This window comes from Streptococcus mitis (assembly GCF_047465045.1).
In the GTDB taxonomy this organism is placed as follows: Bacteria; Bacillota; Bacilli; order Lactobacillales; family Streptococcaceae; genus Streptococcus; species Streptococcus mitis_DT.
Map to the genome: position 1 here is coordinate 76,098 of NZ_JASHAR010000003.1, position 25,204 is coordinate 101,301.

Annotated in this window: 26 protein-coding genes; 4 read left to right on the plus strand and 22 right to left on the minus strand. The window is 41.3% G+C overall.

Features of this window, described 5'->3' with window-relative positions:
- Positions 1 to 68: 68 nt before the first annotated feature.
- The 16 genes from QM409_RS03100 to QM409_RS03175 all read right to left on the minus strand — a co-directional run bounded on the left by QM409_RS03100 (position 69) and on the right by QM409_RS03175 (position 14,068).
- Entirely contained in the window at positions 69 to 1,157 is a 1,089-nt protein-coding gene (locus QM409_RS03100) for a sensor histidine kinase (RefSeq protein ID WP_049515998.1), read from the minus strand.
- On the minus strand, positions 1,127 to 1,813 hold the full coding sequence (locus QM409_RS03105) for a response regulator transcription factor (protein ID WP_000323581.1): 687 nt from the start codon (positions 1,811 to 1,813) through the stop codon (positions 1,127 to 1,129). Before QM409_RS03105 ends, QM409_RS03100 begins: the two co-directional genes overlap by 31 nt.
- Positions 1,814 to 1,874: 61 nt before the next feature.
- Positions 1,875 to 2,594 carry a hypothetical protein gene (locus QM409_RS03110; RefSeq protein ID WP_049516002.1) on the minus strand — a complete coding sequence of 240 codons (720 nt, stop codon included), beginning with the start codon at positions 2,592 to 2,594 and terminating at the stop codon, positions 1,875 to 1,877.
- Between the two features lies 1 nt (position 2,595).
- Positions 2,596 to 3,381, minus strand: coding sequence for an ABC transporter permease (locus tag QM409_RS03115; RefSeq protein ID WP_049516004.1), 786 nt, complete (start codon positions 3,379 to 3,381; stop codon positions 2,596 to 2,598).
- 1 nt (position 3,382) lies between these two features.
- Positions 3,383 to 4,093 carry an ABC transporter ATP-binding protein gene (locus QM409_RS03120; RefSeq protein ID WP_000438101.1) on the minus strand — a complete coding sequence of 237 codons (711 nt, stop codon included), beginning with the start codon at positions 4,091 to 4,093 and terminating at the stop codon, positions 3,383 to 3,385.
- Positions 4,094 to 4,260: 167 nt separating this feature from the next.
- Positions 4,261 to 5,055: a pyruvate formate-lyase-activating protein gene (gene pflA, locus QM409_RS03125; protein WP_001288288.1), complete on the minus strand. Its 795-nt coding sequence runs from the start codon at positions 5,053 to 5,055 to the stop codon at positions 4,261 to 4,263.
- A 125-nt stretch (positions 5,056 to 5,180) separates the two neighbouring features.
- A complete protein-coding gene (locus QM409_RS03130) occupies positions 5,181 to 6,431 on the minus strand; it encodes a diaminopimelate decarboxylase (RefSeq protein WP_261266212.1) in 1,251 nt (416 codons plus the stop codon).
- Between the two features lie 66 nt (positions 6,432 to 6,497).
- Complete coding sequence (gene purR / locus QM409_RS03135) at positions 6,498 to 7,325, minus strand: pur operon repressor (RefSeq protein ID WP_023943469.1); 828 nt, start codon at positions 7,323 to 7,325, stop codon at positions 6,498 to 6,500.
- A gap of 105 nt (positions 7,326 to 7,430) precedes the next feature.
- The gene (locus QM409_RS03140; RefSeq protein ID WP_000703198.1) at positions 7,431 to 8,372 is read right to left on the minus strand and encodes a 3'-5' exoribonuclease YhaM family protein; all 942 of its coding nucleotides are present in this window, start codon (positions 8,370 to 8,372) and stop codon (positions 7,431 to 7,433) included.
- Positions 8,362 to 9,618 carry a DNA recombination protein RmuC gene (rmuC, locus tag QM409_RS03145; RefSeq protein ID WP_049502256.1) on the minus strand — a complete coding sequence of 419 codons (1,257 nt, stop codon included), beginning with the start codon at positions 9,616 to 9,618 and terminating at the stop codon, positions 8,362 to 8,364. The genes QM409_RS03140 and rmuC overlap by 11 nt, the downstream gene beginning before the upstream one ends.
- A 1-nt stretch (position 9,619) precedes the next feature.
- Positions 9,620 to 10,282: a thiamine diphosphokinase gene (locus QM409_RS03150; RefSeq protein WP_000006127.1), complete on the minus strand. Its 663-nt coding sequence runs from the start codon at positions 10,280 to 10,282 to the stop codon at positions 9,620 to 9,622.
- Positions 10,245 to 10,901: a ribulose-phosphate 3-epimerase gene (rpe, locus tag QM409_RS03155; protein WP_000084990.1), complete on the minus strand. Its 657-nt coding sequence runs from the start codon at positions 10,899 to 10,901 to the stop codon at positions 10,245 to 10,247. The genes QM409_RS03150 and rpe overlap by 38 nt, the downstream gene beginning before the upstream one ends.
- 10 nt (positions 10,902 to 10,911) lie before the next feature.
- Positions 10,912 to 11,790 (minus strand): ribosome small subunit-dependent GTPase A, encoded by an 879-nt coding sequence (gene rsgA / locus QM409_RS03160; protein WP_414305246.1) that lies wholly within the window; start codon positions 11,788 to 11,790, stop codon positions 10,912 to 10,914.
- Between the two features lies 1 nt (position 11,791).
- Positions 11,792 to 12,664 (minus strand): 16S rRNA (adenine(1518)-N(6)/adenine(1519)-N(6))-dimethyltransferase RsmA, encoded by an 873-nt coding sequence (rsmA, locus tag QM409_RS03165; protein WP_001216850.1) that lies wholly within the window; start codon positions 12,662 to 12,664, stop codon positions 11,792 to 11,794.
- Positions 12,665 to 12,728: 64 nt separating this feature from the next.
- Complete coding sequence (rnmV, locus tag QM409_RS03170) at positions 12,729 to 13,295, minus strand: ribonuclease M5 (RefSeq protein WP_414305245.1); 567 nt, start codon at positions 13,293 to 13,295, stop codon at positions 12,729 to 12,731.
- Positions 13,295 to 14,068 (minus strand): TatD family hydrolase, encoded by a 774-nt coding sequence (locus QM409_RS03175; protein ID WP_247953478.1) that lies wholly within the window; start codon positions 14,066 to 14,068, stop codon positions 13,295 to 13,297. The genes rnmV and QM409_RS03175 overlap by 1 nt, the downstream gene beginning before the upstream one ends.
- Before the next feature lie 157 nt (positions 14,069 to 14,225).
- Between QM409_RS03175 and QM409_RS03180 the strand changes: the two genes are divergently transcribed.
- On the plus strand, positions 14,226 to 16,070 hold the full coding sequence (locus QM409_RS03180; protein ID WP_414305244.1) for an APC family permease: 1,845 nt from the start codon (positions 14,226 to 14,228) through the stop codon (positions 16,068 to 16,070).
- Between the two features lie 243 nt (positions 16,071 to 16,313).
- Here the strand turns inward: QM409_RS03180 and QM409_RS03185 are convergent, their stop codons facing one another.
- The 4 genes from QM409_RS03185 to QM409_RS03200 form a co-directional block, all read right to left on the minus strand.
- Positions 16,314 to 18,278, minus strand: coding sequence for a peptide ABC transporter substrate-binding protein (locus QM409_RS03185; protein ID WP_414305243.1), 1,965 nt, complete (start codon positions 18,276 to 18,278; stop codon positions 16,314 to 16,316).
- 136 nt (positions 18,279 to 18,414) lie between these two features.
- The gene (gene rpmH, locus QM409_RS03190; protein WP_000831905.1) at positions 18,415 to 18,549 is read right to left on the minus strand and encodes a 50S ribosomal protein L34; all 135 of its coding nucleotides are present in this window, start codon (positions 18,547 to 18,549) and stop codon (positions 18,415 to 18,417) included.
- Positions 18,550 to 18,693: 144 nt separating this feature from the next.
- A complete protein-coding gene (locus QM409_RS03195) occupies positions 18,694 to 19,908 on the minus strand; it encodes a pyridoxal phosphate-dependent aminotransferase (RefSeq protein ID WP_261101666.1) in 1,215 nt (404 codons plus the stop codon).
- Positions 19,909 to 20,064: 156 nt separating this feature from the next.
- Positions 20,065 to 20,358, minus strand: a complete 294-nt coding sequence (locus tag QM409_RS03200) for a hypothetical protein (RefSeq protein ID WP_064276411.1) — start codon at positions 20,356 to 20,358, stop codon at positions 20,065 to 20,067.
- A gap of 161 nt (positions 20,359 to 20,519) precedes the next feature.
- On the opposite strand from QM409_RS03200, the gene QM409_RS03205 reads away from it, so the two are divergent.
- Positions 20,520 to 20,972, plus strand: a complete 453-nt coding sequence (locus QM409_RS03205) for a universal stress protein (protein ID WP_000079148.1) — start codon at positions 20,520 to 20,522, stop codon at positions 20,970 to 20,972.
- 45 nt (positions 20,973 to 21,017) lie between these two features.
- Here QM409_RS03205 and QM409_RS03210 read toward each other — a convergent pair whose 3' ends face one another.
- Complete coding sequence (locus QM409_RS03210) at positions 21,018 to 22,406, minus strand: Cof-type HAD-IIB family hydrolase (RefSeq protein WP_261187645.1); 1,389 nt, start codon at positions 22,404 to 22,406, stop codon at positions 21,018 to 21,020.
- A 65-nt stretch (positions 22,407 to 22,471) separates the two neighbouring features.
- Here QM409_RS03210 and QM409_RS03215 point away from each other — a divergent pair, with 65 nt between their 5' ends.
- Complete coding sequence (locus tag QM409_RS03215) at positions 22,472 to 23,434, plus strand: asparaginase (protein ID WP_414305242.1); 963 nt, start codon at positions 22,472 to 22,474, stop codon at positions 23,432 to 23,434.
- A 167-nt stretch (positions 23,435 to 23,601) separates the two neighbouring features.
- On the opposite strand, the gene ccpA is transcribed toward QM409_RS03215, so the two are convergent.
- Positions 23,602 to 24,612: a catabolite control protein A gene (gene ccpA / locus QM409_RS03220; protein WP_414305241.1), complete on the minus strand. Its 1,011-nt coding sequence runs from the start codon at positions 24,610 to 24,612 to the stop codon at positions 23,602 to 23,604.
- 239 nt (positions 24,613 to 24,851) lie between these two features.
- Between ccpA and QM409_RS03225 the strand changes: the two genes are divergently transcribed.
- On the plus strand, positions 24,852 to 25,169 hold the full coding sequence (locus tag QM409_RS03225; RefSeq protein WP_000886035.1) for a DUF960 domain-containing protein: 318 nt from the start codon (positions 24,852 to 24,854) through the stop codon (positions 25,167 to 25,169).
- The last annotated feature ends 35 nt before the right edge of the window (positions 25,170 to 25,204 follow it).

A 25,204-nucleotide genomic window follows, 5' to 3' on the forward strand; every position in this document is an offset into this window, starting at 1 on the left:
CGAAAAAGTTAAATAGTTTAAAAGCTCACATATAAAAACTATTCAATCATAAATTAACAAGTAAATCACTATGATTTAATACAATTCACAGTTATTAAAACTTCTGCTCCCTCGTCTCTATTTCTAAGCTCAACTCGGCCTTTGTGTAGTTTTGCAACTCTACATACAAAACTTAGTCCAATACCATAATGTTGCTCTTTATACGATCTAGCTTTATCCATACGATAAAAGAGCTTTCCAAAATTAGTTAAAACTTCCTCTGGAAATTCCGAACCATTATTCCATATACCTATTTTCAATTCCTTCCCCTCTTGCTCTACTCTAATTTTAATTTTAGGATTCTGTTTATCAGCGTATTCCAAAGCATTTGTTAAAATATTTTGTATGGCACGAATCAGAAGAGATTGATTTATATAATAGTTTTCAGTTCCTTTCACATTTTGTTCAAAAGAAAACTTCATCTGATTTTTTATCAAAAAAGAGACTTCTTTCTCTAATTCATTGATAAAATCTGAAGAGGAATACTCCGTCCAACCTGTCTCATCATCATAATAGGTTTTAGAATAGTGAATCAATTGATTGAAATAATCTAGTAACTGTTGACTAGCTCTTTCTATATCTGCTAAGCATTCTTGAGATTGGTCGTTTTCAGTTATCGTCTGCAAAAATTCCACATTTCCCCTAATAATGGTTAAGGGAGTTTTTAAATCATGAGAAGCTGCTGAAACCTGAAACATCAAATCTTCCTTCTGCTGTTTCTCATTAACTATTAATTGTCGAATTCTATCTTGCATCACAATAATCCGATTTCCTGTCTCGCGAAATTCTTTAACCGTTAAACTTTCTGTACATTCCTTCTTCAACCACATACTATTTTCATAAATCAAAGTCATTTCATAACTCAGTTTTTTCAACAATTTTCCAATGTGATAACTTATTAGAACAATCAATAAAACACAAATATATATCCATGATGACACATTAAAAAAGATTGATAGAACACCACTATTGTTTAAAGTTTTCCCATCTTCATTTATTTGTATAGATACTGAAGCTAAGGGAATAAGATAGGCCATTAGTAAGCCAAGACTAAACTGCCAAATAATTCTCCAACAGGTTTCTCGAATTAATTGTCTAAAACTTTTGATTCTACCCATTGATATCCTCCACCGTATAAGGTTTTAATTGGATTTAATTGATAAGGTTTCAACTTTTGACGAATTTGATAAATGTACTCTGAAACCGAACGTAAGAGCGCTTCTGAACTTTGTGGATATAGATAATTATAAATTTCCTCAATAGAATATATTTTACTTGGGTTGCTTGCCAAAAGATTCACTATGTCAAATTCCCTCCTTGTCAGAGCAATCTTATCATCGTTTACAAATAGTTCCTTACTATCCGTATATAGTATAAGCTTCCCAATCTTTATTTGATGAACATTTCCTTTAATCCGTTCTTCACGACGTAAGTGCATTTTAACACGTGCTAACAATTCTTGCATACTAAAGGGCTTCATAATATAATCATCAGCACCTGCATTAATTCCAGCTACTAAATCTTCATCCATATCCTTAGCAGTTATAAAACAGATAGGAACAGTTATCTGTTCGCGAATCATCTGACAGATCTCTAAACCACTAACAGGCATCATAATATCTAATAGAATCAAGTCAAAGCCTGTAAAATCACAAAGATCAATCTCTTCTATCTTATTTCGTATGACTACTTCATATTTTTCATATTCTAGTACTTTTTTTATTAGGCGAAGAATAGCGAGATCATCATCTACCACCAAAATTTTATAAGCCATAACTCACCCTCCTAACTATATTATAGCACTAACCAAGAAAAAGACAGGACATCCCCTGTCTTTAGCGTACATTTCTTCCTATAAGTATCAATGTAGCAAATAGAAAAACAATTAATAACCAAACTATTTGTATCCCTAAGCCTTGCCACACTGGATAATAAAGCGACAAGGGATGGGTATAAAAACAATTCATACTAGCTAGTAATGGTAAATTTCTAAAAAAAGAACTGAATTGTAGTAACATTTGTCCCAACCCCAATAAAAGGGATAAACTGATTCCCAAAATTAAGATAAAAGACTGGGAAATAAATACAAAAATACCACTTAAAAGAGAGAAGGTTAGAATAGAAATACATGCTGGAAATAGGATTGTCAGAACATGTTTAATATTACTCAAAAGATTGATATTGTAGTATCCTTGGGCGATTAGTATACATAATGATATTACAGCGACCAATAATACAATTTCCACACATAATACAATAGCTAGTTTACAGATTATAAATTTCAAACGATTTGGACATGTAAGAAAACTGGTACGAAGGCTAGAACCTGTAAATTCTTGACCTATAAATAGAACCGCTAGACTAACGAAACCTGCCTGTCCTAAATAGAGACTTTGCAGTAGCTGTTCCAAAACAAACTGTAGAGTCAACTGGTCTGGCTTACTATTTAAAAAAACAACCATCGCCGGAATACACAGTAATAGAGCACCTATAATCAACCAGTGCCAAGGATTCATAATAAACTTGAGATACTCACTTTTAAGTTGTTCTTTCAACTTATTCACCTCCTCCAATATCTGACTTGAGTAAGCGGTAAATTGCTAAAGCCAAGAATGAGAAGTTCCAACAAAGTAAAAATAAAATATGTTGTAAACTATTATGTTCTAAAATTTGAGGAGATGTAGCAATCAATCCTTGCCCCAATGCAACTGGAAGAAATTTTGCAGCCGATATATAGTTTGCTAAGAATGTTCCTAAATTGTAGACTTGAGGAAGCAAAAATAATAGAGGAACAATGGCTGTTTTAAATGTCAAAGCCATAATATAGGCCAGCAGTCCCAACAAAGTCCAAGCTATACTGGCTAAAAATATATAGAACCAAACTGTTCCATTTAGTAAAAAAAGCAATAAGCCATCTTGTCCTAAAACATAATGTGTCATGTTAATTGTCAAGAATATTGATAGAAAGGAAATGATAAAAGAAAATATAAGCCAAACTAATGTTTTTGAAACTAGGAAAGTACTTCGATTTGTAACAGAGAGGAGGCTTGTACGAATAGCCAAGCCTTTGTATTCCTCGGCTCCGTAAATTGAGCCTAGGATAATCATAATAAAAACACCAAATAAAGTGACATCAAAACCTAAAAATTCAATAGGAGGTAAGGCCTCTGCTAAATCTGGATTTGTCTCTGGTGTAGCATGGATACCAACTGAAACAATTTGAGAAGCACCAATATTTGCTAAAAACGTTTGAAATACCAGTATCAAGAATAGTACAACATGAGTAGCTCTATTATAAAGTAATTTCAATATTTCAGAATGAAGAGAGTAAATAAGTGCCATGTCACTTCCCTCCCTCTGTTAAACTAAAGAAGACTTCCTCTAGTGAAGAAAGATTTTTCATCACTTCTTGTAAAGTCCCTTTTATAAGAACTTTTCCTTTATTTATGATAACTACATCATCTGTTACTGCTTCCACTTCCGATAATATATGAGATGACAGTAAGACGGTCTTCCCTTCTTGAGCTTGTTTTTTTATAAACTCTCTAAACCACCGAATTCCTCTTGGATCCAACCCATTAGTCGGTTCATCCAATATCAGATATTGAGGATTTCCTAATAGAGCTGTTGCAATTCCCAAGCGTTGTCCTTCTCCTAATGATAATTTCCCAATTTTAGATTTTTTCTTATGACTAATATCCACCATATCCAAGACTTGTTCAATTCGCTGACTGGATATCCCATTACTAGCAGCAACAATTTTCAAATGTTGATAAACAGTCCGATCATCAGGAGCTCCTACACTGTCAAATGAAGCTCCTACAGTCTTTAGAGGAAATTTTAATTCCTTATAAGTTTGATCTCCAATTTTGGTAAGACCAGATGTTGCTTTGTCTAATCCTAATAAAATACGTAAGGTTGAACTTTTTCCAGCTCCATTTGGACCTAGGAAAGCAGTCACTCTACCTGCTTTTGCTTCAAAAGAAATATCTTTTAAAATTTGAGTTTGGCCATATGACTTACATAAATTTTTAATAGTAATACTTTGTTCCATGATGTTCTCCTATTCTATTTAATATTTCTAAAAGTAACTATATCTTACACATTCATTTTCGGATTTTTTTCAGAATTTAGAGAGTAAAAAAGATTTAAAATTTTGTTTCATTTAACTATCTAGATTTGTGTAAACTTAAAAGCCCGATGTTTCCATCAGGCTTCTTTTTATCCATGTACACGTTTCATATAGTCTTGGTAACTTTCGGTATCCATGAGTTTTTTAGCGTTCTTGACGCGGTCTGCTGTTGGTGGTTTGACTCCTTCGAGGGAATATGGAATTCCCAATTCACGCCATTTGAATTCACCCATGGTGTGATAAGGTAGAATTTCAAACTTATCAACATTTTTAAGGGTCTTGACGAATTTACCAAGTTCAATCAAGTCATCATCTCTGTCTGTCAACCCTGGAACTAGCACGTGGCGAATCCAGACAGGCTTTCCAATATCTGATAGATACTGGGCACAGGCCAAGATATTTTTATTGGTTTGGCTAGTAACAATCTTGTGCTGTTCTTCGTTGATTTCTTTGATATCCAAGAGGACCAAGTCAGTGACAGCCATGAGTTTGTCAAACTTCTCAAGGTAACGTGGTTTATTACGGAAAGGAAGGGCACAGGTGTCCAAAGTACAGTGGATTCCTTGTTCCTTAGCCTTGGTGAAGAGAGCAATCAGGAAATCAATCTGCAAGAGGGCTTCTCCTCCACTGACTGTAATACCGCCCTTATTTCCCCAGAAACCGCGGTAGCGCAAGGCCTCTGTCAAGACATCATCTACCGTCCGTTCACGTGACTTATTGGACTCCATAGCCCAAGTATCCGGGTTATGGCAATACTGGCAACGCATGTGACAGCCCTGCAAAAAGACAATAAAGCGAATACCAGGGCCATCTACTGACCCAAAGCTTTCTGTCGAATGCACCATTCCTGTCACTTGTCCATAATCAATTGTTTCTTCAGACATATCGTTACCTTCCTTGAAAACGTTTTATAGTTTTATTATATCACGACTTGAAGGAAAAACAAGATTTTTGCCTATTTTTTAGAAAGCAATCTGTTTTTCAATTTCATTTTCAATTACTTATCATTTTATTCTTCAAAATCAAAGCCATACAAGGTTGCAAAGTAGTCCTCAGGGCGCTCTGCACGGCGGATTTGACGGGCTTTACCTTCTTCGGTATAGAGGATTTCCGCAGAACGAAGTTTGGCATTGTACTGGTAGCCCATTGAAAAACCATGAGCACCTGTATCATGAATTACCAGCAAATCACCGATTTCTGTATGAGGTAGTTCACGATTTACTGCAAATTTATCATTGTTTTCACAGAGTGAACCAACCACATCAACCACTTCAGCTGGTCCATCTGGATGGGTCACGTTAGTAATATGGTGATAGGCTCCATACATAGCTGGACGCATGAGGTTGACTGCTGATGCATCCACACCTAGATAGGTACGGTAGGTTTCCTTCTTATGAGTGACTCTTGTGACCAAAGCACCGTGAGGTGCCAACATAAAACGACCCAATTCGGTGAAAATCTTAACCTGACCAAGACCTGCTGGCGTAAGGACCTCTTCATACACCTTACGAACTCCCTCACCAATCAAGGCGATATCGTTCGGCTCCTGGTCTGGACGATAGTTAACACCAATGCCGCCAGAAAGATTGATAAAGTCTAGCGAAATGCCCAACTTTTCCTTGATTTCAACAGCCAATTCAAAAAGCTGACGAGCCAACTCTGGATAATAGAGATGGGTCACGGTATTGGACGCTAGAAAGGAGTGAATCCCAAAAGTCTTAGCTCCTTTTTGCTTCAAGATAGCAAAAGCTTCAAAGAGCTGATCCTTGGTCATGCCAAACTTGGCCTCTCCAGGATTGTCCATAATGTCTGTCCCCAGTTCAAAAACGCCTCCAGGATTGTAACGACAAGAGATGATTTCTGGAATGCCTGCTGCACGCTCTAGATGTTCAATATCTTCAAAGGCATCCAAGTTAATGGTCGCACCCAATTCACGTGCATAGGCATATTCCTTAGCTGGCGTGTTGTTTGAAGAGAACATAATCTCAGAACCTGGAAAGTCCAGTTTATGACTCATCAAAAGCTCTACATAACTAGAGCAGTCCACACCACAGCCTTCCTCTTGGAGAATTTTCAAGATAGCTGGTGTTGGAGTAGCCTTAACTGCAAAATATTCCTTAAAGCCCTTGTTCCACGAAAAGGCTTGGTTGACGGCTCTTGCCTTCTCACGAATTCCCTTCTCATCATATAAGTGAAAGGGAGTCGGGAACTCGGCAACAATCGCTTCTAAGTCTTCTTTATTGATAAATGGTGTCTTCATAAGCTTCCTTCTATTCTATTTGCAAAGAAAGGCTGGGACAATCGTTCCAACCTTTAGTTCTATCTCTTATTTATCTTCGTCAAAGATATTACCAACCTCAACATCGATGGCTTGGTTCTTGACATCAATATTGGTTACCTTCAAGAGTGACTTGTAGTCAAACTGCTTTTCGCGTTCTTCTTGAGCATTATCCGCAAAGACCGCTACACCTGCCAATTCTGAATCAAACTCACGCAAGAGGCTGATCATCCCGTTGACCGTTCCGCCGCCTTTCAAGAAGTCATCCACAATCAAGACACGGCTGCCTGCCTTGAGACTACGTTTTGAAAGGAACATTTTCTCAATGCGGTCACCACTTGAACCGGATACATAGTTGACGCTGACAGTTGAACCTTCGGTAATTTTCAGGTCACGGCGCACAATAACAAAAGGAACATTGAGGACATTGGCAACTGCATTTGCAAGTGGAACACCCTTAGTCGCTACTGTCATAACCGCATCAATTTTTTGGTCCATAAAGCTCTTGGCAATAATGCGACCAATATTTTTCAAGATAGCTGGTGTGCTAAGCAAATCAGACAGGTAGATATAGCCACCTGGCAAGATACGGTCACTTTCTGACAACTTGGCACGCAAGTCTTCAACCATTTCCTTAGCATCCTGACTCGAAATAGACGGTGTAAAGATAACACCTCCGCCAGCCCCAGTTACAGTCTGGATGTGACCAATTTCGATTTCCTCAAAGGCTCGTTTGATAATCACGATATCTTCTGAGATGGATGATTTAGCAGATTCATACTTTTCAGCAAAAGTATTGAGACTAGTTAGTTTATAAGGATTATTAATCAAATAGTTGGAAATGACAACCATCCGATCACTTCTTCTTAATTTCATTTCTATTTCCCACTTCATTTAATTTTGATATTTTATCTATTATACCATATTCACATAAAAAAACGAACATTCTTATCCTAAAAAATGCTCATTTTTCTTAAATTATTAATCTAAATCTGGTTTATAGAAGGAACGATTGTCCATAGCGAAGATTTTATTGGTCATCTCTCCCTTATCCACCAAAGCAAGAGCTGTTGACATCATCATCATGCTAGCATCCAGATTGTCAATCATATGGATAATCTCTGCTTCCATAATGCGTGGACGGACTGGACTTCCATACTCAAGTAAGCCATGGTGACTGAGGATGACGTGGCGGAGCAAAACGACTTCTTCCTTGGTATCATCGATGCCAAGTTCCATAACTGTTTTAGTAATTTCGCTATCAATCAAAGCAATATGCCCAAGGAGATTGCCTCGCACTGTGTACTCGGTCTGGTCTGGCCCCGTCAACTCAATGACTTTAGCTAAGTCATGCAGCATAATCCCCGCATAGAGCAGGCTCTTATTGAGCTGAGGATAAACTTCGCTAATAGCATCTGCCAAACGCACCATGGTCGCCGTATGATAGGCCAAACCCGTTTCAAAGGCATGGTGATTAGTCTTGGCAGCTGGATAGGAGTAGAATTCCTTATCATACTTGGTGTAGAGCTTTCGGACAATTCGTTGCCAGACAGGATTTTCAATTTTAAAAATCATTTGCGACATGTAGTCACGGATTTCCTTGACATCAACTGGCGACTTGACCTTGAAATCAGCTGGATCATTGGGTTCGCCAGGTTGAGGCAGGCGGAGAGTAATTTGATTGACCTGTGGAGTGTTGTTATAAACTTCTCGGCGTCCTTTCATGTGGACAACCTTGCCTGCTGTAAAGGCCTCAACGTTATGAGGTTGGGCATCCCAGAGTTTCCCTTCAATCTCGCCACTATCATCTTGGAAGGTAAAAGCTAGGTAGTTTTTCCCAGCGCGAGTTTGTCTCAGGTCAGCTGATTTGATTAGGTAAAAGCCTTCAAACAGCTCGTCTTTTTTCATGTGACTAATCTTCATATTCTTCCTCATTTTCTTGGAAATGGAGTAGATCAAGCGCAGGCTCACCTTCTGACAACTCAATGTGACGGAGCGTCCGCTCGATAGCTGTGGTACGACGGTTTAATAATTCATCAATATTGCCAGAGGCATGTTGGAGGTGTTTTTGTGCCTTGACCAGAATGCCACCAAACTTACCAAACTCGGTCTTAACACTGGCAAGAGTCTTACTGATATGGTCGGCACTCTTTTGGATATTGAGAGTTTTGAAGCCAACTGATAGGGAGTTAAGAAGGGCTGATAGGGTACTTGGACCTGCGACAATAATCTGCTCCTCCCGTCTCAAGTCATCAAAGAAGACCGGATTGCGGACGATTTCTGAGTAGAGACCTTCTGTTGGCACAAACAAAACTCCAAAATTGGTCGTTCGAGGCGGTGCTATGTACTTGTTCCTGATATCCTTGGCAAAGCGTTTGACGCTGGCTAGGAGCGACTTACGACAGCGTTCAATCTCACCCTTGTCACCTGCTTCATATGCTTCTTCTAGGCGGTAATAATCTGCCAGTGGAAACTTAGAGTCAATTGGTAGGTAGACGTATTCCTGATCGCCTTGTCCGGGTAACTTGATGGCGTACTCCACTCGTTCACTAGAGTTTTCAACCGTTGCATATTCTCGTTCATACTGGGCAGGGGTCATGATGTCTTCGATGATTTGCCCCAGTTGCAATTCTCCAAGAATCCCTCGCGTTTTGGTTCCAGAGAGAACCTTGTTAAGGGCGCCGACATCACGGGCAACTGTCTGCATTTCTCCAAGGCCACGATTGACCGACTCCAGTTGTTTGGAAACTGTCTCAAAGGAAGCCTGCAAGCGTGTCTGTAAGGTCTTTTCTAGTTTTTCCTCGACTGTTTGGCGCATTTGTTCCAAGCGTTGCTCATTTGATTCCTGCAAGGCTTGGAGACGTTGGTCAGTCTTGTCTCTGGTTTGGAGGAGATTATCTGTCATTTCTTGACGAACCTGAGTCAGACCTTGGTGCAATTCAATTCTCACTTCTTGCAAACGGTCACTGACAGACACTTCCAAATCTTTTTGATCTAACTGGCTGGCTTGTCTTGCTTGTTCAAAGCGGTAATCCAACTGGTCTGACAAGTGATCTGCCTGATCCTCCAAGATCTTACTTAGATGTTTTTCCTGCTTATCCTGCCTTTGCCAAATCAGAAAGATACCAGCTAGGTTGGCAATCAATAATAGAACAAGTAAACTTTCCATCCTACCTCCTGTCCTTGCTATGCAGTACGACCACATAACCATCTGGGCAAGTCACCGAAACTTCCCTATCTATATATTCGTTAGAAGCGTACACTTTTTTAAAGAAAAAATTCTCCTCTGTCAACTCATACTTAGCTCCGAGAATAGTCAGCTGGCTATCCCGAACTGGCATAAAGGCTAGATAGTCGTAGTCTGAACGGGGTTCTAGCTGACTGGTCCCTTCTGGACAATAGGCAATCAAATTTTGCCCATCCTCAATTTCTATCTGGCGCATATAGGGCGCCAACTTAGGATTGCTAGGTAGAAAGACGTTAGCTAGCATATGATCAATACGACCACCCAAAGCACCGAAAATAGTAACCTGAGCCTGAGAATTTTGCTCAAAGATGGTTAAGAGAGCCAATTCCAGATCTGTATCATCTTTTTCTGGTCGGGCTTGAACAAAATGCTGGGCACGTTTTTGAATCACCTGTCGCTCTTCTGCAGTAACAGAATCAAAATCCCCAACTGCTAGAGCAAGAGGCAGCTTTTCTTCCAAGACCCAGAGCGAGCCTCGATCCACACCGACAAAGCAATCAAAGTCTGTCCGATAATGACCGCGGTCTCCGCCTGCAAAAACGGCAACCCTAGTCCAGTTGTTTTCTGAGAGTTTGTACTCGCTCATTGACATCTCCCTTAAAGACATAGGAACCTGCTACAAAAACGGTCGCACCAGCTTCTTTAGCTTGGGCAATAGTTTGGTCATCAATCCCACCATCCACTTCAATCTCAAAGTTCAAACCTTTTTCCTCACGAAGGGCAACCAACTCACGGACCTTATCCATGGTCTCTGGTAGAAAGGCTTGCCCACCAAAGCCTGGGTTAACTGTCATGACTAAGACTTGGTCAACTAGGTGAAGCACGTGCTTGATGGCTTCAACTGGTGTGCCAGGATTGATAACAACTGAAGGCTTAACTCCGAGTGAACGAATTTTTTGGAGGGCACCATGAATATGGGGCGTTGCTTCCACATGGATACTGATGATATCCGCACCTGCACGCGCAAAGTCTTCTAAATGATGCTCTGGATTAGCTACCATCAAGTGGCAGTCGAAGACCATCTTACTATGAGGACGAAGAGCTTCAACCACACCTGCACCAAAACTGATTTGCGGGACAAAATGGCCATCCATGATATCGATATGGGCATACTCTGCCCCAGTTGCTTCTAGACGTTTGATTTCACGTTCAAAGTTGGCATAATCTGCTGCCAGAATTGACGGAGCAATCTTGTATTGAGACATAGGTTTCTCCTTATTTTGGAATTTTTTTGCTGACTTTTTTATAGGTTTCTCTGCGATTTTCAATTTCACTGAGAAATTGTAGGTAGTTGTCAAAACGGAAAGACGCGATGGCTCCCTCGTCGACCGCTGGCTTCACTGCACAGGACGGCTCATGGGTATGGGTACAAGTGCGGAATTTACAGTCTCGGCTGACAGTGGCAATCTCTGGGAAGGCCTGATTGAGGTCTTCCGCCGTTGATACTTCATAATCCAATGATGAAAAACCTGGTGTATCTGCGATTTTACCCCCATTGAGGTTGTAAAAACTAACAGCTCGAGTAGTGTGGCGCCCGCGACCCAGACTGTCTGAAATTTCTCCTGTTTCAAGATTGAGGTCTGGTGCGATTTTATTGAGAAGAGTTGATTTCCCAACACCTGTCTGCCCCATAAAGACTGTAACCTTGCCTGTTAACAAGGGCAAAAATTCTTCTTTACTGGTCACAAAGTCGTAGCCGATATCACCATAAGTCTGTTCATAAAAATCCAGTTCTTCCCTATCTTCCAACAAATCCATTTTAGAAATATAAATGATGGGATGGATGTCCTTGTGCTCCAAAAGAACCAAGAAACGATCCAATAAATTGCTGTTAAAATCAGGTTCTTTGGCAGACATGATTACCACAGCTTGGTCAATATTGACAATAGGCGGACGGACCAGACTGTTTTTCCGTTCATGAATCTTGAGGATATAGCCTTCTGAATTTTCTTCGGCAGAAAAGTCGACCCAGTCCCCAACGTAAGGGGTATGACCTTTTTTACGGAAATTTCCACGCGCTCGTGTTTGATACACCTTGCCCTCACTTTCTACATAGTAGAACCCCGCCAAGGCTTTAATGATTTGTCCCTGCATCTTAGAGTCCTTGCCCTTTAAGTGCGTCTGCTAGGCTAGCAAACTCTGCCAAGCTGAGAGCTTCCCCACGTACACTTGGTGACAAGCCTGCTTGATCCAAAGCCTTGGTCAGCTTGTCCTTAACCTCTTCAGTCTTGCCAAAGTAACCTGTCAAGTTATTCCACAAGGTCTTGCGGCGATGGGTAAAACTAGCCTTGGAAACCTTAAAGAAGAAGTTCTCGTCTTCCACTGCTACGGCTGGCTCTGGACGACGCACCATTTTCAAGATGGCCGAATCCACATTTGGCGCTGGCACAAAGACCGTACGAGGCACGATAAAGGCAACCTTAGCTGTCATATAGTATTGAACAGCGATTGACAAGCTGCCATATGCCTTAGTGTTAGGCTGGGCTGAAATGCGGTCCGCCACTTCTTTTTGCATCATGACGACAAACTCACTAAACGGAATGCCACTTTCAATCAAGTGCATGAGAATAGGTGTCGTGATGTAGTATGGTAAGTTAGCTACTACCTTGATTGGCAGGTCAGGATTTTTAAAATTCTGGATATGTTGCGCCAAATTAACCTTGAGAATATCCTCGTTGACTACGGTCACATTGTCAAAATCACGCAAGGTATCTGCCAAAATAGGCACCAAACGGTGGTCGATCTCAAAGGCCATAACTTCTGCTGCACGCTCAGCCAAAAACTCCGTCAAGGCACCAATCCCTGGCCCGATTTCGATGACATTAACCTGGTCATCAATCTCAGCCGTATCCACGATTTTTTGAAGAATATTGGTATCCGTCAAGAAATTTTGCCCGAAGGACTTTTTAAAGGTAAAACCGTGACGCTCCAGCACTGCCTTGGTCACGCTGTAATCTGCAATTCTCATCTATTCTCTTTTCTATTATCTGTTACTACTATTGTAACACATTCCCCTTACATTTGGGGTCTGCTTAGCTATTCTCATAAGATTTCATAGCTTCTTCCACTTCTGCCAAAGTAACCCCAAACAACTCTAAGCGTTTGAGAAGTTGCTTGCCGTTGGAATAGCCAATCCGGAGATCCTCTCCTAGATATTCTCGTCGCTTACGGCTGTCTGCTCCTGCTAGAAAACCAAGTCGAATCAAGTCGCTACGACTAATGTCAAACTGACTCTCATGTTCAAATTGTTCTGTCACCTGAGCTAGAGCCGTTTTCAAATCTTCATAGCTGGCATGCTCAATTCCCAGAGAACGCCCCTTGCTCTTGGACTTGGGAACAGCTTCATCTCGTTTGAGGAAGGCATGCTGAACCGTTGGAATGGCCGTCATGATCATGCGCCGAATCCGCTCCCCATTAAAATCTGGGTCTGTAAAGACAATGACTCCATGACGTTGGTGCAAGCGCTGAATCCGCTCTATATCCTGATCATTGATGGCAGAACCTCGGGTCTCATAGGTCTCTACATCGAAGTAACGTTTGAGATTGGCCGTATCATCGCGCCCTTCGACCACGATAACTTGAGAAATTTTTTCTTTCATTATTTGCTATCCAATCCAAAAATTCGCTCCGCATTTGCAGTTGTTACCGCCGCTAGCTCTTCTGCCGTCATGCCACGCAAGTCAGCGATAAAGTCCACTACATAGCGAGTGTAGGCTGTTTTATTTTCACGACCACGTTTAGGAACAGGAGCCAAGTAGGGAGCATCCGTTTCCACCAAAATCTTGTCCAAAGGTAACTCTTTAGCTGCTTCTTGGATGTCAGTTGCTTTCTTAAAAGTCACCACTCCTGAGAAGGAAATAGTCATGCCAAGCGCGACAAACTTCTCTGCCCACTCAAGCGTCCCTGAAAATGAGTGCATAATCCCACCACGAGGACCAACGCCCTCGCTCTTGATAATCTCATAGGTGTCTTCCAGCGCATCACGGGTATGGACAACAAAAGGCAAATCCAAGTCCTTAGATAGCTGAATCTGACGGCGAAAAACCTGCTCCTGCACCTCTTTTGGCGCTGTCATCCAATGGTAGTCCAAACCAATCTCACCCAAGGCAACTACCTTTGGGTGCTTGAGCTTGTCAAGCAAGTAGGCTTCAATCTCCTCTGTGTAAGTCCCTGCTTCTGTAGGATGCCAACCAATAGTCGCGTAGAGTTGGTCGTACTCATCCACCAACTCCAAAGCACGCTCAATCGTCGGTTTATCAAAACCAACAATATTCATCTGTGTCACACCCATCTCAGCAGCCAAGGTAATTTCTTCTGCCTCACGACCTGCAAATTCTTCTACATTCAAGTGTGTATGTGTATCAAAAATCATCTCTTCTAACCTCGTTTTCTATCTACTATTATAGCAAAAAAACTGACCTCTCTCCTCATCTGTACAAAATATTCTAAAATCCATCGTCCTCTCTTGACGCTATTTTCCCAAAGCAGTATAATAGCACTTATTGAAATTTTCAGAAAAGGAAAATACAATGTTTAGAAAATTAAAATATACCTTTATCGGTCGACCACTCAAGTCTCTCACAGACGGCGAAGGGGGATTGTTAGGGAAAATGCAGGCACTTGCAATGTTATCCAGTGATGCCCTGTCTTCTATTGCCTATGGACCTGAACAAGTCATTCTCGTTTTAGTCAGTCTCTCTCCTCTCGCTATTTGGTGGAGCCTCCCTATCGGTATTTTTGTCCTCTTACTCCTCGCTAGTTTGACCATTTCCTATCGTCAAATCATCCACGCCTATCCTCAAGGTGGTGGGGCTTATATGGTTACTCGGGAAAATCTCTCCCCTGAACTAGGCTTGATTGCAGGGGGCAGCCTCCTTGTTGACTATATGCTGACAGTAGCCGTATCCGTTGCGTCTGGAGCTGATGCTATTACAGCAGCCATCCCTGCCCTCCATCCCTACAATCTTCATATCTCTATTTTCCTAGCCTGCCTGCTCATGCTCTTGAATTTAAGAGGATTGAAAGAATCTGCCAGCTCTCTGATGATTCCTGTCTATCTCTTTATCATCAGTACTGTCTTTCTCTTGCTCTACGGAATCTTTCAACTAATGACAGGGTCTCTCAGCTATCAGGCAACTTCACCTATTGGGCATGCTGTACCGAGTCTGTCTATCATTCTCATTCTAAGAGCCTTTACCAGTGGTTCTGCCTCTCTGACAGGGGTTGAAGCTATTTCAAATGCCGTTCCCTTTTTCAAGACTCCAAAAGAAAAGAATGCCGCTCAGACCTTGACCATCATGTCATTGATTTTAGGTTTTCTTTTTGCAGGCATTACCTTCCTAAACTACTGGATGGGGATTATGCCTCAACACGGAGAAACTATCCTCTCACAGATGGCTCAAGGCATCCTTGGAAATTCCTTCTTAGGTCACCTTGGCTATTATATCTTCCAATTCTCCACAGCCTTGATTTTAGCCGTAGCTGCAAATACTGGCTTTTCAGCCTTCCCTATGCTAGCTTACAATATGGCTAAAAACAAATACATGCCCCATCTCTTTATGGAAAAAGGAGACCGCCTAGGTTACTCTAATGGAATTTTAACTCTGGCATTTGGGGCTATGATTCTTCTTCTCATTTTTAATGGCAATACCGAACGTTTGATTCCCCTTTATACTATCGGGGTCTTCGTTCCCTTTGCCCTTTCTCAGACTGGGATGATTCTCCATTGGAAAAAAGAAAAAGGGGCAAATTTCTTAAAACCTGCTCTTGCTAATATCCTTGGGGCAATCATTTGCTACGCGATTGTACTAATCTTGCTCTTTTTCCGTCTCAGTGATATCTGGCCTTTCTTCCCGATTATTCTCGTACTCACTCTACTCTTCTTGGCGATTCACAGTCATTACCAAAAAGTGGCCCAACAACTACGTCTCTATGAAGGCATCGAAAAACGTACTTACGACGGCAATCTTGTCCTCGTCCTAGTAGGAAATGTTACCCGAGTCAGTGTCGGAGCCATTAACTACGCTCAAAGTATCGGTGACGAAGTCCTAGCCATGCATATTTCTACCAAGGAAACAGCAGAAAAAGACCAAGAAATTCTCCAAGAATTTGCCGATTACTTCCCAACCATTACTCTGAAGAACATCAAGACCAGCTACCGCGACATCATCACCCCTACTGTCAAGTATGTTAAACGAATCTCTGAGGAGGCCCAGAGAAAGAACTATACAGTCACTGTCCTCGTTCCCCAGTTTATCCCTAATAAACCTTGGCAAAATATTCTACACAATCAAATGAGCCTCAAACTCAAATATGCACTCCGTTGGCACCAAGATGTCGTTGTCGCTAGCTACTCTTATCACTTAAAAGAATAAAGAAAAGGCCCTACCAGAAGCAAGAAGCGTCTGATAAGGCCTTTTTCTGAATCCAGCCACTATGCTTATACTCAATGAAAATCAAAGCGCAAACTAGGAAGCTAGCCGCAGGCTGCTCAAAACAGTGTTTTGAGGTTGTGGATAGAACTGACGAAGTCAGTAACCATACCTACGGTAAGGCAACGCTGACGTGGTTTGAAGAGATTTTCGAAGAGTATTAACTGAAAAGCATAACTAGGAATATCATTGAATGTGGTTAGCTAAATCTTCCTGAGCTTTTTTATTTGACTCAGCTTTTTCTTTCAGCCATTTTTCATAGAGTTCTTGGTACTGTTTAGCGGTTACTGGCTCTTTTTGCAGTTCAACATATTTATAGTTGTCAGCATTTCCTTTATTCCCAACGAATGAGAATGGGCCTGTAAACGGTACAGTCTTACGGAAGATTGGGTTGGCTCCACCACTTTGAACTGGTAGGAACAAGGCACTATCTGTCAACCAAGCTTGGGCTTCAGCATATTTTTGGTAGCGAGCTTGAGTATCTGTGATTTCAGCGTCTGCCTGATCCAAGAGTTTCTTATAGTCAGAAAGACCAATCTTATCCTTGACTTCCTTATCTTTTCCTTCAGACAAGCCCATGTTTTTCAACTGAGAACCTGTCTCTGGATCAAGAATAGCTAGATAAGTCTTAGGATCTGAGTAATCTCCACCCCATCCTGAGATGTCGATATCGTAGTCTTTTTGTTCTGCTGTATCTGCAAAGTAGGTTGCCTGGTCTTTTTCATCTGGAGAAAGTTGAATTACGTCGATGACTACATTATCCTTACCAAGAGTTTCTTCCACTGTTTGTTTGAAAGATCCAGCCTGTTGCACATCCAACTTAGCAGTCTGGTCAACTGGCATATCCAAATGAATTGGGAAGGTTACTCCCTGTGCTTGCAGGCTTTCTTTGGCCTTCGCAAATTTCTCTTTGGCCTTGTCAGGGTTCAAGAAGGCTTGCTTACCATCGTTTAGATTGATATTTGCCCAATCTTTACCATAGTTGACAATTTTCTCATTAACAACATCACCGAAGTTCTTATCACCAACTTGGACAAAGTCACTTGGTGTAACTGTATTACGCAAGATACGGTCTGCTCCTTCTTCACCATTTGTCTGTGCTGCATAAGCATGACGGTCAAAGGCAAAGTTGATAGCTTGACGGAAATCCTTATTTTGCATAGCTGCGCGTGAATCTGTCTTTTCCTTATCAGACTGTTTCATCGTCTGCTTGTAGCTTTGACGATTGACGTTGAAAAGATAGTAGAAGGTAACTGAGTTTTGTGGTGTATAAGTAATCTTGTCCTCATTTCCCTTCTTGAGTTCAGCAAAGACTGAACTTGTTGGGAAGATACGACCATCTGTATAGTTACCATCCAAGAAACCTCTAGCAATGCTGTCTTGGTCAGATCCGTCAAAGAAAGAGAGTTTCACTTTCTCGATTTTAACATTGTCCTTATCCCAGTAATTAGGGTTTTTATCAAATTCAATCAAAGATTTTGATGTGAAAGATTTAAACAAGTAAGGACCATTTGACAAGATACTTGATGGTGTCACACTTCCAAAGTCATCTCCCTTAGACTTCAAGAAGGCTTCATTTACAGGACTAAGGATACTTGCTGTTGTTTTAGAGTTCCAATAAGTTTCAGGTTGGATGAGGGTGTATTGTAGTGTGTAATCATCCACTGCCTTCACACCAACAGTTCCAAAATCGGATGTTTTCCCTTCAACATAGTCTGCTAGCCCCTTGATAGAGTCTTGTACCAAGTACAAGTTTTCAGCTTTTTTATCAGCCGCATACTTGAGACCTGTCACAAAGTCATGAGCCGTTACATCCGCATACTCTTCTCCTTCCGAAGTGTACCATTTAGCTCCCTGACGAATTTTATAAGTGTAAGTCAAGCCATCTTTTGACACAGTCCATGACTCAGCCATAGATGGAATGAGATTGCCATACTGGTCATTTTCCAACAAACCATCAATCAAGTTAGTTGTGATACTAGATGTAGAGTCTCGTGTAGAGGTAATGTAATCCAAGGTATCTGGATTGTTGACAAAGATATAAGAGTAAGTCTTATCTGCATTGCTTGATTGGGAAGACCCACATGCCGCTAGAGCTAGACCCGCTGTCAAAGCCATAGCTCCAAAAAGCATAACTTTTGATTTCTTCATGATTATTCTCCATTTTTACAGTATGTGAAATATTATACACTATTTGAGCAAAAATATAAAGTATTTTGATTTTTTTTACAAAAATAAAAATCAGTAGACTCGAGTTCCTACTGATTTTTGATATAATTCGTTTGGATTATGCAGCCAAAACTTTGCGTCCTTTACGACGACGAGCTGCCAATACGCGACGACCGTTTTTAGTTGACATACGGTTACGGAATCCGTGTTTGCGCGCACGACGAAGTTTACTTGGTTGATAAGTACGTTTCACGATGAATACCTCCTCATAGATTTTGTATTCGTTTAGCCGGCTATAAAGTGATCAGTTACTAAACATACTTTACTATTCTATCTGATTCTTTTACTTTTGTCAATAGCTCTAGGCAAATGTTTCCAGCTTTTTCGAATGTAAGCCCTATCTACGATACTGTTTCAAGAAACGAGTCATCTTTTCTTGGATTTGGGCCAGTTCATCAACACGAGGAAGGTAAACGATACGGAAATGGTCTGGTTCCTGCCAGTTGAAGCCTCGACCATGAACCAAGAGAACCTTTTCCTGCTTCAAGAAATCAAGGACAAACTGTTCATCATCATCGATGCGGTACATATTGCGGTCGATTTTAGGGAAGATATAGAGTCCAGCCTTAGGTTTAACGGCAGACAAACCTGGAATATCTTGAATGGCATTGTAGATGAAGTTTCTTTGTTCGTAAATTCGTCCACCAGGAAGGAGCAATTCATCGACCGACTGGTGACCACCTAGGGAAGTTTGTACGACCTGTTGAGCCAAAACATTAGAGCAAAGGCGCATATTGGACAGCATATTGAGCCCTTCGATATAGCCTTTAACATGTGTCTTAGGTCCAGACAAGACCATCCAACCTACACGGAAACCAGCGATACGGTGAGATTTTGACAGACCGTTCATGCTAACACAGAAGACATCTGGTGCCAAGCTCGCCACAGGCGTATGCACATGTTCATCCATGACCATGCGGTCGTAAATTTCATCCGCAAAGATAATCAAATCGTTTTGACGGGCAATCTCAATAATCTCCAACAAGAGTTCCTTCGGATAAAGGGCTCCAGTTGGATTATTTGGATTGATAAGGACGATCGCCTTGGTATTGGAAGTGATTTTTGACTTGATATCGTCAATATCTGGGTACCATTCTGCAGCTTCATCACAGATATAGTGAACGGCATTTCCCCCAGCTAGGCTGACAGCTGCTGTCCAGAGAGGATAATCTGGCATTGGCACTAAGACTTCATCCCCGTTGTCCAAAAGCCCCTGCATGGACATGACAATCAGCTCACTAACACCATTTCCAAGGTAGATATCATCAATATCTACATTTGGGAATTTCTTCAATTGGCAATACTGCATGATAGCCTTACGGGCTGAGAAAATCCCTTTGGAGTCAGAGTAACCTTCACTATCACGCGCATTCATAATCAAGTCATGAATGACTTCGTCTGGCGCTGTAAAACCAAATTCTGCTGGATTTCCTGTATTCAGACGTAAAATTTTTTCTCCGTTTGCTCGCATCCGCATGGCTTCTTCCAAAACAGGACCACGGATATCATAAGCAACATGCTCTAACTTACTAGACTTGTTATATTCTTTCATCTTGTTTCCTCAATTCATCAGGATAGTAACATTATACCACTAGAAAGAAAATGCGACAAGTTTACTGAAATGTGTTACTAAAATTCTATAGAAGAAAAGCCTCGCTAAAAGCGAGGTCAAGACAGGGGAGATAGCAGGTATTTTGCGAAAGTCACATCACATACCAAAAGATAAACCTAGAAAAAGCAAGCCTAAAAAGGAGTCATAAAGAAGATTGAACATGAGGAAAAGCCCCCATATCATCAAATAATCCCAACGCCCACTTCGTTTTGCAACCAGGAATAATAGAAAATGGTAGAGTAGGTGAAAGACTAAAAAGCCAACAAAACCTGGATAGAGAAGCGGAATTAGCTTCTCTAATTGCCAGACCATGATAACTTCTAGCAAGACTGAAACTAGGATAATTCCATAATAAAGGAAATTTGATTTTTGAAAAGCGTTTTTCATCATTCTCCCTCCCTTCACTTCTTTCCTGCTATCCTTTCTTTTATTTTATCATATATTTATATAGATTTTAAGCGCTAATATTCTTTTGAAAAATACTTTTTTTGCTTTACTTCTATAGTGAAAAGGTTTACAATTATAGTAAGAAAATTTCAGGAGGTTTCATTATGGCACAACGTTACCAAAATATCATGGTCGCAATCGATGGTTCTAAAGAAGCAGACTTGGCTTTTGTCAAGGGAGTTCATTCTGCTCTACGAAACGACGCTAAACTCACCATCGCACATGTCATTGACACACGCGCTCTCCAAAGCGTATCCACCTTTGATGCTGAAGTTTACGAAGAACTCCAAGTCGACGCTGAAAGTTTGATGAAAGAGTACGAAAAACGTGCTAAAGATGCTGGTGTGGCAGATGTTCATATCGTCATTGAAATGGGAAATCCAAAGACCCTACTGGCACGTACTATTCCCGATGCTGAGGAAGTGGACCTCATCCTCGTTGGCGCAACTGGTCTCAACGCCTTTGAACGCCTCTTGGTCGGATCTTCATCTGAATATATCCTCCGCCATGCTAAGGTTGATTTGCTGGTTGTGAGAGAACAAGAAAAAACCTTATAATCACGAAGAAAAGGAGCCCAGAGCTCCTTTTTGTTTACTTTTTGTTTACTGTCTATTTCTCTCTTTATGACGTTCATAAGCCTTGAGCTGGCGCTGCAGTTCCTTTTTAATGGCAGGTTCTGGAGCATATTTTTCTTCCCAATCATCTGGCTTTAAGATTTTGTGGGTCACTGGATCAAAATGAGCCTTGCCATCTGGAAAAATTTTCCCCATATTGGCCTGATGAACAATATCAAAAATACGTTCTGGGTCCACCCCCATCAAGACAAAACTACCGTAGGTGAAGTAAAGCGTATCAATCAAGGCATCCACCTGCCCTATCAAATCTTGTTGAGCAGGCGTCTTCTTGGCTACTTTATCTGCTGCTTTATCAAGGGCTTGATGAAGTTGCGATAGAGCTTGACCAAAATCCTCTTCAGAAGGGCTGGCAGCTCGAACAAACTCCACCAATTCTTCTATTTTAAAGCCAGCCCTGTGGGTTGCACCTTCTAAATCCCAAGCTCGTGGTTCTTCTTGGGTTCGTTCATCCATCATGTGGTGGAAGGTCTTGACCTTATTGAAATGATAGTCACGGCTGACAAAGACTTTTTCTGAGGCTAGAACACCGAAATGTTCCAAGGCCTTGTGGATTCCGTCCTGTTGATTACTAGTGGTAATGTGCTTGGCAACTTCCTTGACACTGCTACTACCATTTCCCATAGCGACCGACATACCGACACCAGCCAGCATTTCAAGGTCATTATCTGAGTCACCAAAAGCCATGACTTGGTTAAGGTCAAAACCATATTCTTTCCCGACTCGGCGTATGCCTTCCAATTTAGAGTTTCCTTGATTGATGACATCTGCTGCAAAAGGATTGCTACGTGTCAATTTCAAGTCTTCAAAATCAGCTGCTGCCTTCTCAGATTCTTCTGGCGTCATCAACATCAAAACTTGGTAGATAGGCTGATTCATTAGATGAAGCAGGTCTTCTTCCTTTTGGGGAACAACCTTGCTGACCATACGATTAAAGGAATGACTCACTGTTCGAGTTAAAACTGAGGGAACGAAGCGACTGATTCGTTGGGAAAAAGAACCCAGACCAAAGGACATGATTTTGGAACCCAACATGGCATCCTTGGTCCCTAGGGCAATCTCCTTGCCCTCTTTTTTAGCATAAGTAATGAGATGGCGCAAGTGTAACTTGGAAATCGGGCTCGTGAACAAGACTCTTTCTTTAGTAAAGATATACTGGCCATTATAGGTTACCGCAAAGTCCAAATCCAAATCGTCCATCAATTCCTTAACAAAAAAAGGTCCTCGCCCCGTTGCTACGCCAACCAGTACCCCTTGTTCTTTGACGATCTTAATCGCGTCCTTAGTGGATTTCAAAACACTCTTACGATCGTTAACCAAGGTTCCATCGATATCAAAAAAAACAGCTTTGACTTCCATCCTATCCCAATCTCCCCTTTTGTGATACAATGATTATACCACATTTCAGAAAGAGTGAGTAAATCATGCCTAAGAAAATCCTTGTTTTACATACAGGTGGAACTATTTCCATGCAAGCCGATGCCTCTGGCGCTGTTGTGACAAGTTCAGATAATCCCATGAACCATGTGTCCAACCCTCTTGAAGGAATCCAAGTCCACGCCTTGGACTTTTTTAACCTGCCAAGCCCTCATATCAAACCCAAGCATATGCTGGCCCTCTACCAAAAAATCAAAGAGGAAGCTGCTAACTACGATGGAGTGGTAATCACACACGGGACCGATACTTTAGAGGAAACAGCCTATTTCCTTGATACCATGGAAGTTCCCCATATGCCTATCGTTCTAACAGGGGCCATGCGCAGCTCCAATGAACTCGGTAGTGACGGAGTTTATAATTACCTAAGTGCTTTGCGAGTGGCTAGCGATGACAGGGCTGCTGACAAAGGAGTTTTGGTCGTTATGAACGATGAAATCCACGCTGCCAAGTATGTCACCAAAACACATACGACCAACGTCGGTACCTTCCAGACCCCAACACATGGCCCCCTTGGTCTGATTATGAAACAGGAAATACTCTACTTTAAAACAGCTGAGCCCCGTGTCCGCTTTGACCTTGATCACATACAAGGATTGGTCCCTATCATCTCGGCTTATGCCGGTATGACAGATGAGCTAATTGATATGCTGGATTTGGAACAATTGGACGGTTTGATTATCCAAGCCTTCGGAGCTGGTAATATTCCCAAAGAAACGGCTGAAAAGTTAGAAAGCCTTCTACAAAAAGGAATCCCAGTCGCCCTAGTTTCACGATGCTTTAACGGTATCGCTGAGCCTGTTTATGCCTACCAGGGTGGAGGCGTACAGTTGCAAAAATCTGGTGTCTTCTTTGTTAAAGAACTCAACGCCCAAAAAGCCCGTTTGAAACTCCTCATCGCCCTCAATGCCGGACTAACAGGACAGGCTTTGAAAGACTATATGGAAGGCTAATACTCTTCGAAAATCTCTTCAAACCACATCAGCGTCTATCTGCAACCTCAAAGCAGTGCTTTGAGCAACCTGCGGCTAGCTTCCTAGTTTGCCTTTTGACTTTCATTGAGTATAACTCCTACTCTAGAAAGCAAAATCAGGAAATCTTCACGATTCCCTGATTTTTTCTATTTACGTTTTCGTGTGGAACGACGTTCTGTCAAACCATGAGGTAAGAGAACTTCACGTTCTTCCAACTCTTCCTTGTGCATAATCTTAGTCAACATACGCATACTAATAGCACCAAGGTCATAAAGAGGTTGGGCAATAGTTGTCAAGTTTGGACGGGTAAAGCGTGAGATTTGTGAATCATCACTAGTAATGATTTCAAATTCTTCTGGTACTGACACACCCTTATCAGCAAGACCGTTCAAGACACCTGCTGCCAATTCATCACCTGTTACAACTGCTGCAGTTGCGTTTGATGAAATCAAGCGTTCTGCCAAGGCATAGCCGTCTTCATAAGTGTATTTAGATTCAAATACCAATCCTTCGCTATAAGAAATCCCTGCTTTTTTCAAGGCTTCCTTGTAGCCAACCAAACGAACCTTACCATTGATGTCATCCACTAATGGACCGCTTACGAAAGCAATGCGCTCATTTTCTTTAGCAAGGTAGGTCACTGCATCAATCGTAGCTTGTTTGTAGTCAATATTGACACTTGGAAGCTGATGTTCTACATCCACAGTTCCTGCAAGAACAACCGGTGTCCGAGAACGAGAAAACTCTGAACGAATTTTTTCAGTCAAGTGGTAACCCATAAAGATGATACCATCTACTTGCTTAGAAAACAGTGTATTGACAACTGAAACTTCCTTGTCATTGTCCTCATCACTATTAGCAAGGACAATATTGTACTTGTACATTTCAGCGATATCATCAATCCCTTTGGCAAGCGTTGAGAAATAACCATTGGTAATATTGGGGATCACGACACCGACAGTGGTTGTCTTTTTACTTGCAAGACCACGCGCCACGGCATTTGGACGGTAATCCAAACGATCAATCACCTCAAGCACTTTTTTACGGGTATTCTCTTTTACATTCTTATTGCCATTGACTACACGGCTAACTGTCGCCATTGAAACTCCTGCTTCACGGGCGACATCATAAATCGTTACTGTATCGTCTGTATTCATTCCATTTCCTTTCTATATCATACCTCACGAGACTCTAAAAAAAAGAGACGGTATGAAAATTTCGTTTTCATGATTCCACTTATTCCATTTTATCACTATTTGTAAACACTTTCAAGTGTTTTTTGAAGATTGTTTGAAAAAAATTTCATAGAAAACTATGTTTATGAAGAAAAAATCACCTTTTCTTGATTTTTAATCCTATTTGCTGTATGATAAGGGAAAAGAAAGGGGGCAGAGATATGGCTTTTACCAATACCCACATGCGATCGGCTAGTTTTGGCATTGTTACCAGCTTGCCTGATGACGTTATTGACTCTTTTTGGTATATCATCGACCACTTCTTAAAAAATGTCTTTGAATTGGAAGAAGAACTCGAGTTTCAATTGCTAAATAACCAAGGAAAAATTACCTTCCACTTTTCAAGTCAACACCTCCCTACAGCTATTGATTTTGACTTTAACCATCCTTTTGACCCTCTTTATCCGCCAAGAGTACTGGTTTTAGACATGGACGGTAGAGAAACTATCCTCCTCCCAGAAGAAAATGACCTATTTTAAAAACTCTAGCCTTCAGTTGCAAGTGACTGAAAACT

What these genes read in the sequence shown, in the direction of transcription:
- QM409_RS03100 (WP_049515998.1), bottom strand. Translation starts at nt 1,157, where the DNA reads ATGGGTAGAATCAAAAGTTTTAGACAATTAATTCGAGAAACCTGTTGG.
- QM409_RS03105 (WP_000323581.1), bottom strand. Translation starts at nt 1,813, where the DNA reads ATGGCTTATAAAATTTTGGTGGTAGATGATGATCTCGCTATTCTTCGC.
- QM409_RS03115 (WP_049516004.1), bottom strand. Translation starts at nt 3,381, where the DNA reads ATGGCACTTATTTACTCTCTTCATTCTGAAATATTGAAATTACTTTAT.
- QM409_RS03120 (WP_000438101.1), bottom strand. Translation starts at nt 4,093, where the DNA reads ATGGAACAAAGTATTACTATTAAAAATTTATGTAAGTCATATGGCCAA.
- pflA (WP_001288288.1), bottom strand. Translation starts at nt 5,055, where the DNA reads ATGTCTGAAGAAACAATTGATTATGGACAAGTGACAGGAATGGTGCAT.
- QM409_RS03130 (WP_261266212.1), bottom strand. Translation starts at nt 6,431, where the DNA reads ATGAAGACACCATTTATCAATAAAGAAGACTTAGAAGCGATTGTTGCC.
- purR (WP_023943469.1), bottom strand. Translation starts at nt 7,325, where the DNA reads ATGAAATTAAGAAGAAGTGATCGGATGGTTGTCATTTCCAACTATTTG.
- QM409_RS03140 (WP_000703198.1), bottom strand. Translation starts at nt 8,372, where the DNA reads ATGAAGATTAGTCACATGAAAAAAGACGAGCTGTTTGAAGGCTTTTAC.
- rmuC (WP_049502256.1), bottom strand. Translation starts at nt 9,618, where the DNA reads ATGGAAAGTTTACTTGTTCTATTATTGATTGCCAACCTAGCTGGTATC.
- QM409_RS03150 (WP_000006127.1), bottom strand. Translation starts at nt 10,282, where the DNA reads ATGAGCGAGTACAAACTCTCAGAAAACAACTGGACTAGGGTTGCCGTT.
- rpe (WP_000084990.1), bottom strand. Translation starts at nt 10,901, where the DNA reads ATGTCTCAATACAAGATTGCTCCGTCAATTCTGGCAGCAGATTATGCC.
- rsgA (WP_414305246.1), bottom strand. Translation starts at nt 11,790, where the DNA reads ATGCAGGGACAAATCATTAAAGCCTTGGCGGGGTTCTACTATGTAGAA.
- rsmA (WP_001216850.1), bottom strand. Translation starts at nt 12,664, where the DNA reads ATGAGAATTGCAGATTACAGCGTGACCAAGGCAGTGCTGGAGCGTCAC.
- rnmV (WP_414305245.1), bottom strand. Translation starts at nt 13,295, where the DNA reads ATGAAAGAAAAAATTTCTCAAGTTATCGTGGTCGAAGGGCGCGATGAT.
- QM409_RS03175 (WP_247953478.1), bottom strand. Translation starts at nt 14,068, where the DNA reads ATGATTTTTGATACACATACACACTTGAATGTAGAAGAATTTGCAGGT.
- QM409_RS03180 (WP_414305244.1), top strand. Translation starts at nt 14,226, where the DNA reads ATGTTTAGAAAATTAAAATATACCTTTATCGGTCGACCACTCAAGTCT.
- QM409_RS03185 (WP_414305243.1), bottom strand. Translation starts at nt 18,278, where the DNA reads ATGAAGAAATCAAAAGTTATGCTTTTTGGAGCTATGGCTTTGACAGCG.
- QM409_RS03195 (WP_261101666.1), bottom strand. Translation starts at nt 19,908, where the DNA reads ATGAAAGAATATAACAAGTCTAGTAAGTTAGAGCATGTTGCTTATGAT.
- QM409_RS03200 (WP_064276411.1), bottom strand. Translation starts at nt 20,358, where the DNA reads ATGATGAAAAACGCTTTTCAAAAATCAAATTTCCTTTATTATGGAATT.
- QM409_RS03205 (WP_000079148.1), top strand. Translation starts at nt 20,520, where the DNA reads ATGGCACAACGTTACCAAAATATCATGGTCGCAATCGATGGTTCTAAA.
- QM409_RS03210 (WP_261187645.1), bottom strand. Translation starts at nt 22,406, where the DNA reads ATGGAAGTCAAAGCTGTTTTTTTTGATATCGATGGAACCTTGGTTAAC.
- QM409_RS03215 (WP_414305242.1), top strand. Translation starts at nt 22,472, where the DNA reads ATGCCTAAGAAAATCCTTGTTTTACATACAGGTGGAACTATTTCCATG.
- ccpA (WP_414305241.1), bottom strand. Translation starts at nt 24,612, where the DNA reads ATGAATACAGACGATACAGTAACGATTTATGATGTCGCCCGTGAAGCA.
- QM409_RS03225 (WP_000886035.1), top strand. Translation starts at nt 24,852, where the DNA reads ATGGCTTTTACCAATACCCACATGCGATCGGCTAGTTTTGGCATTGTT.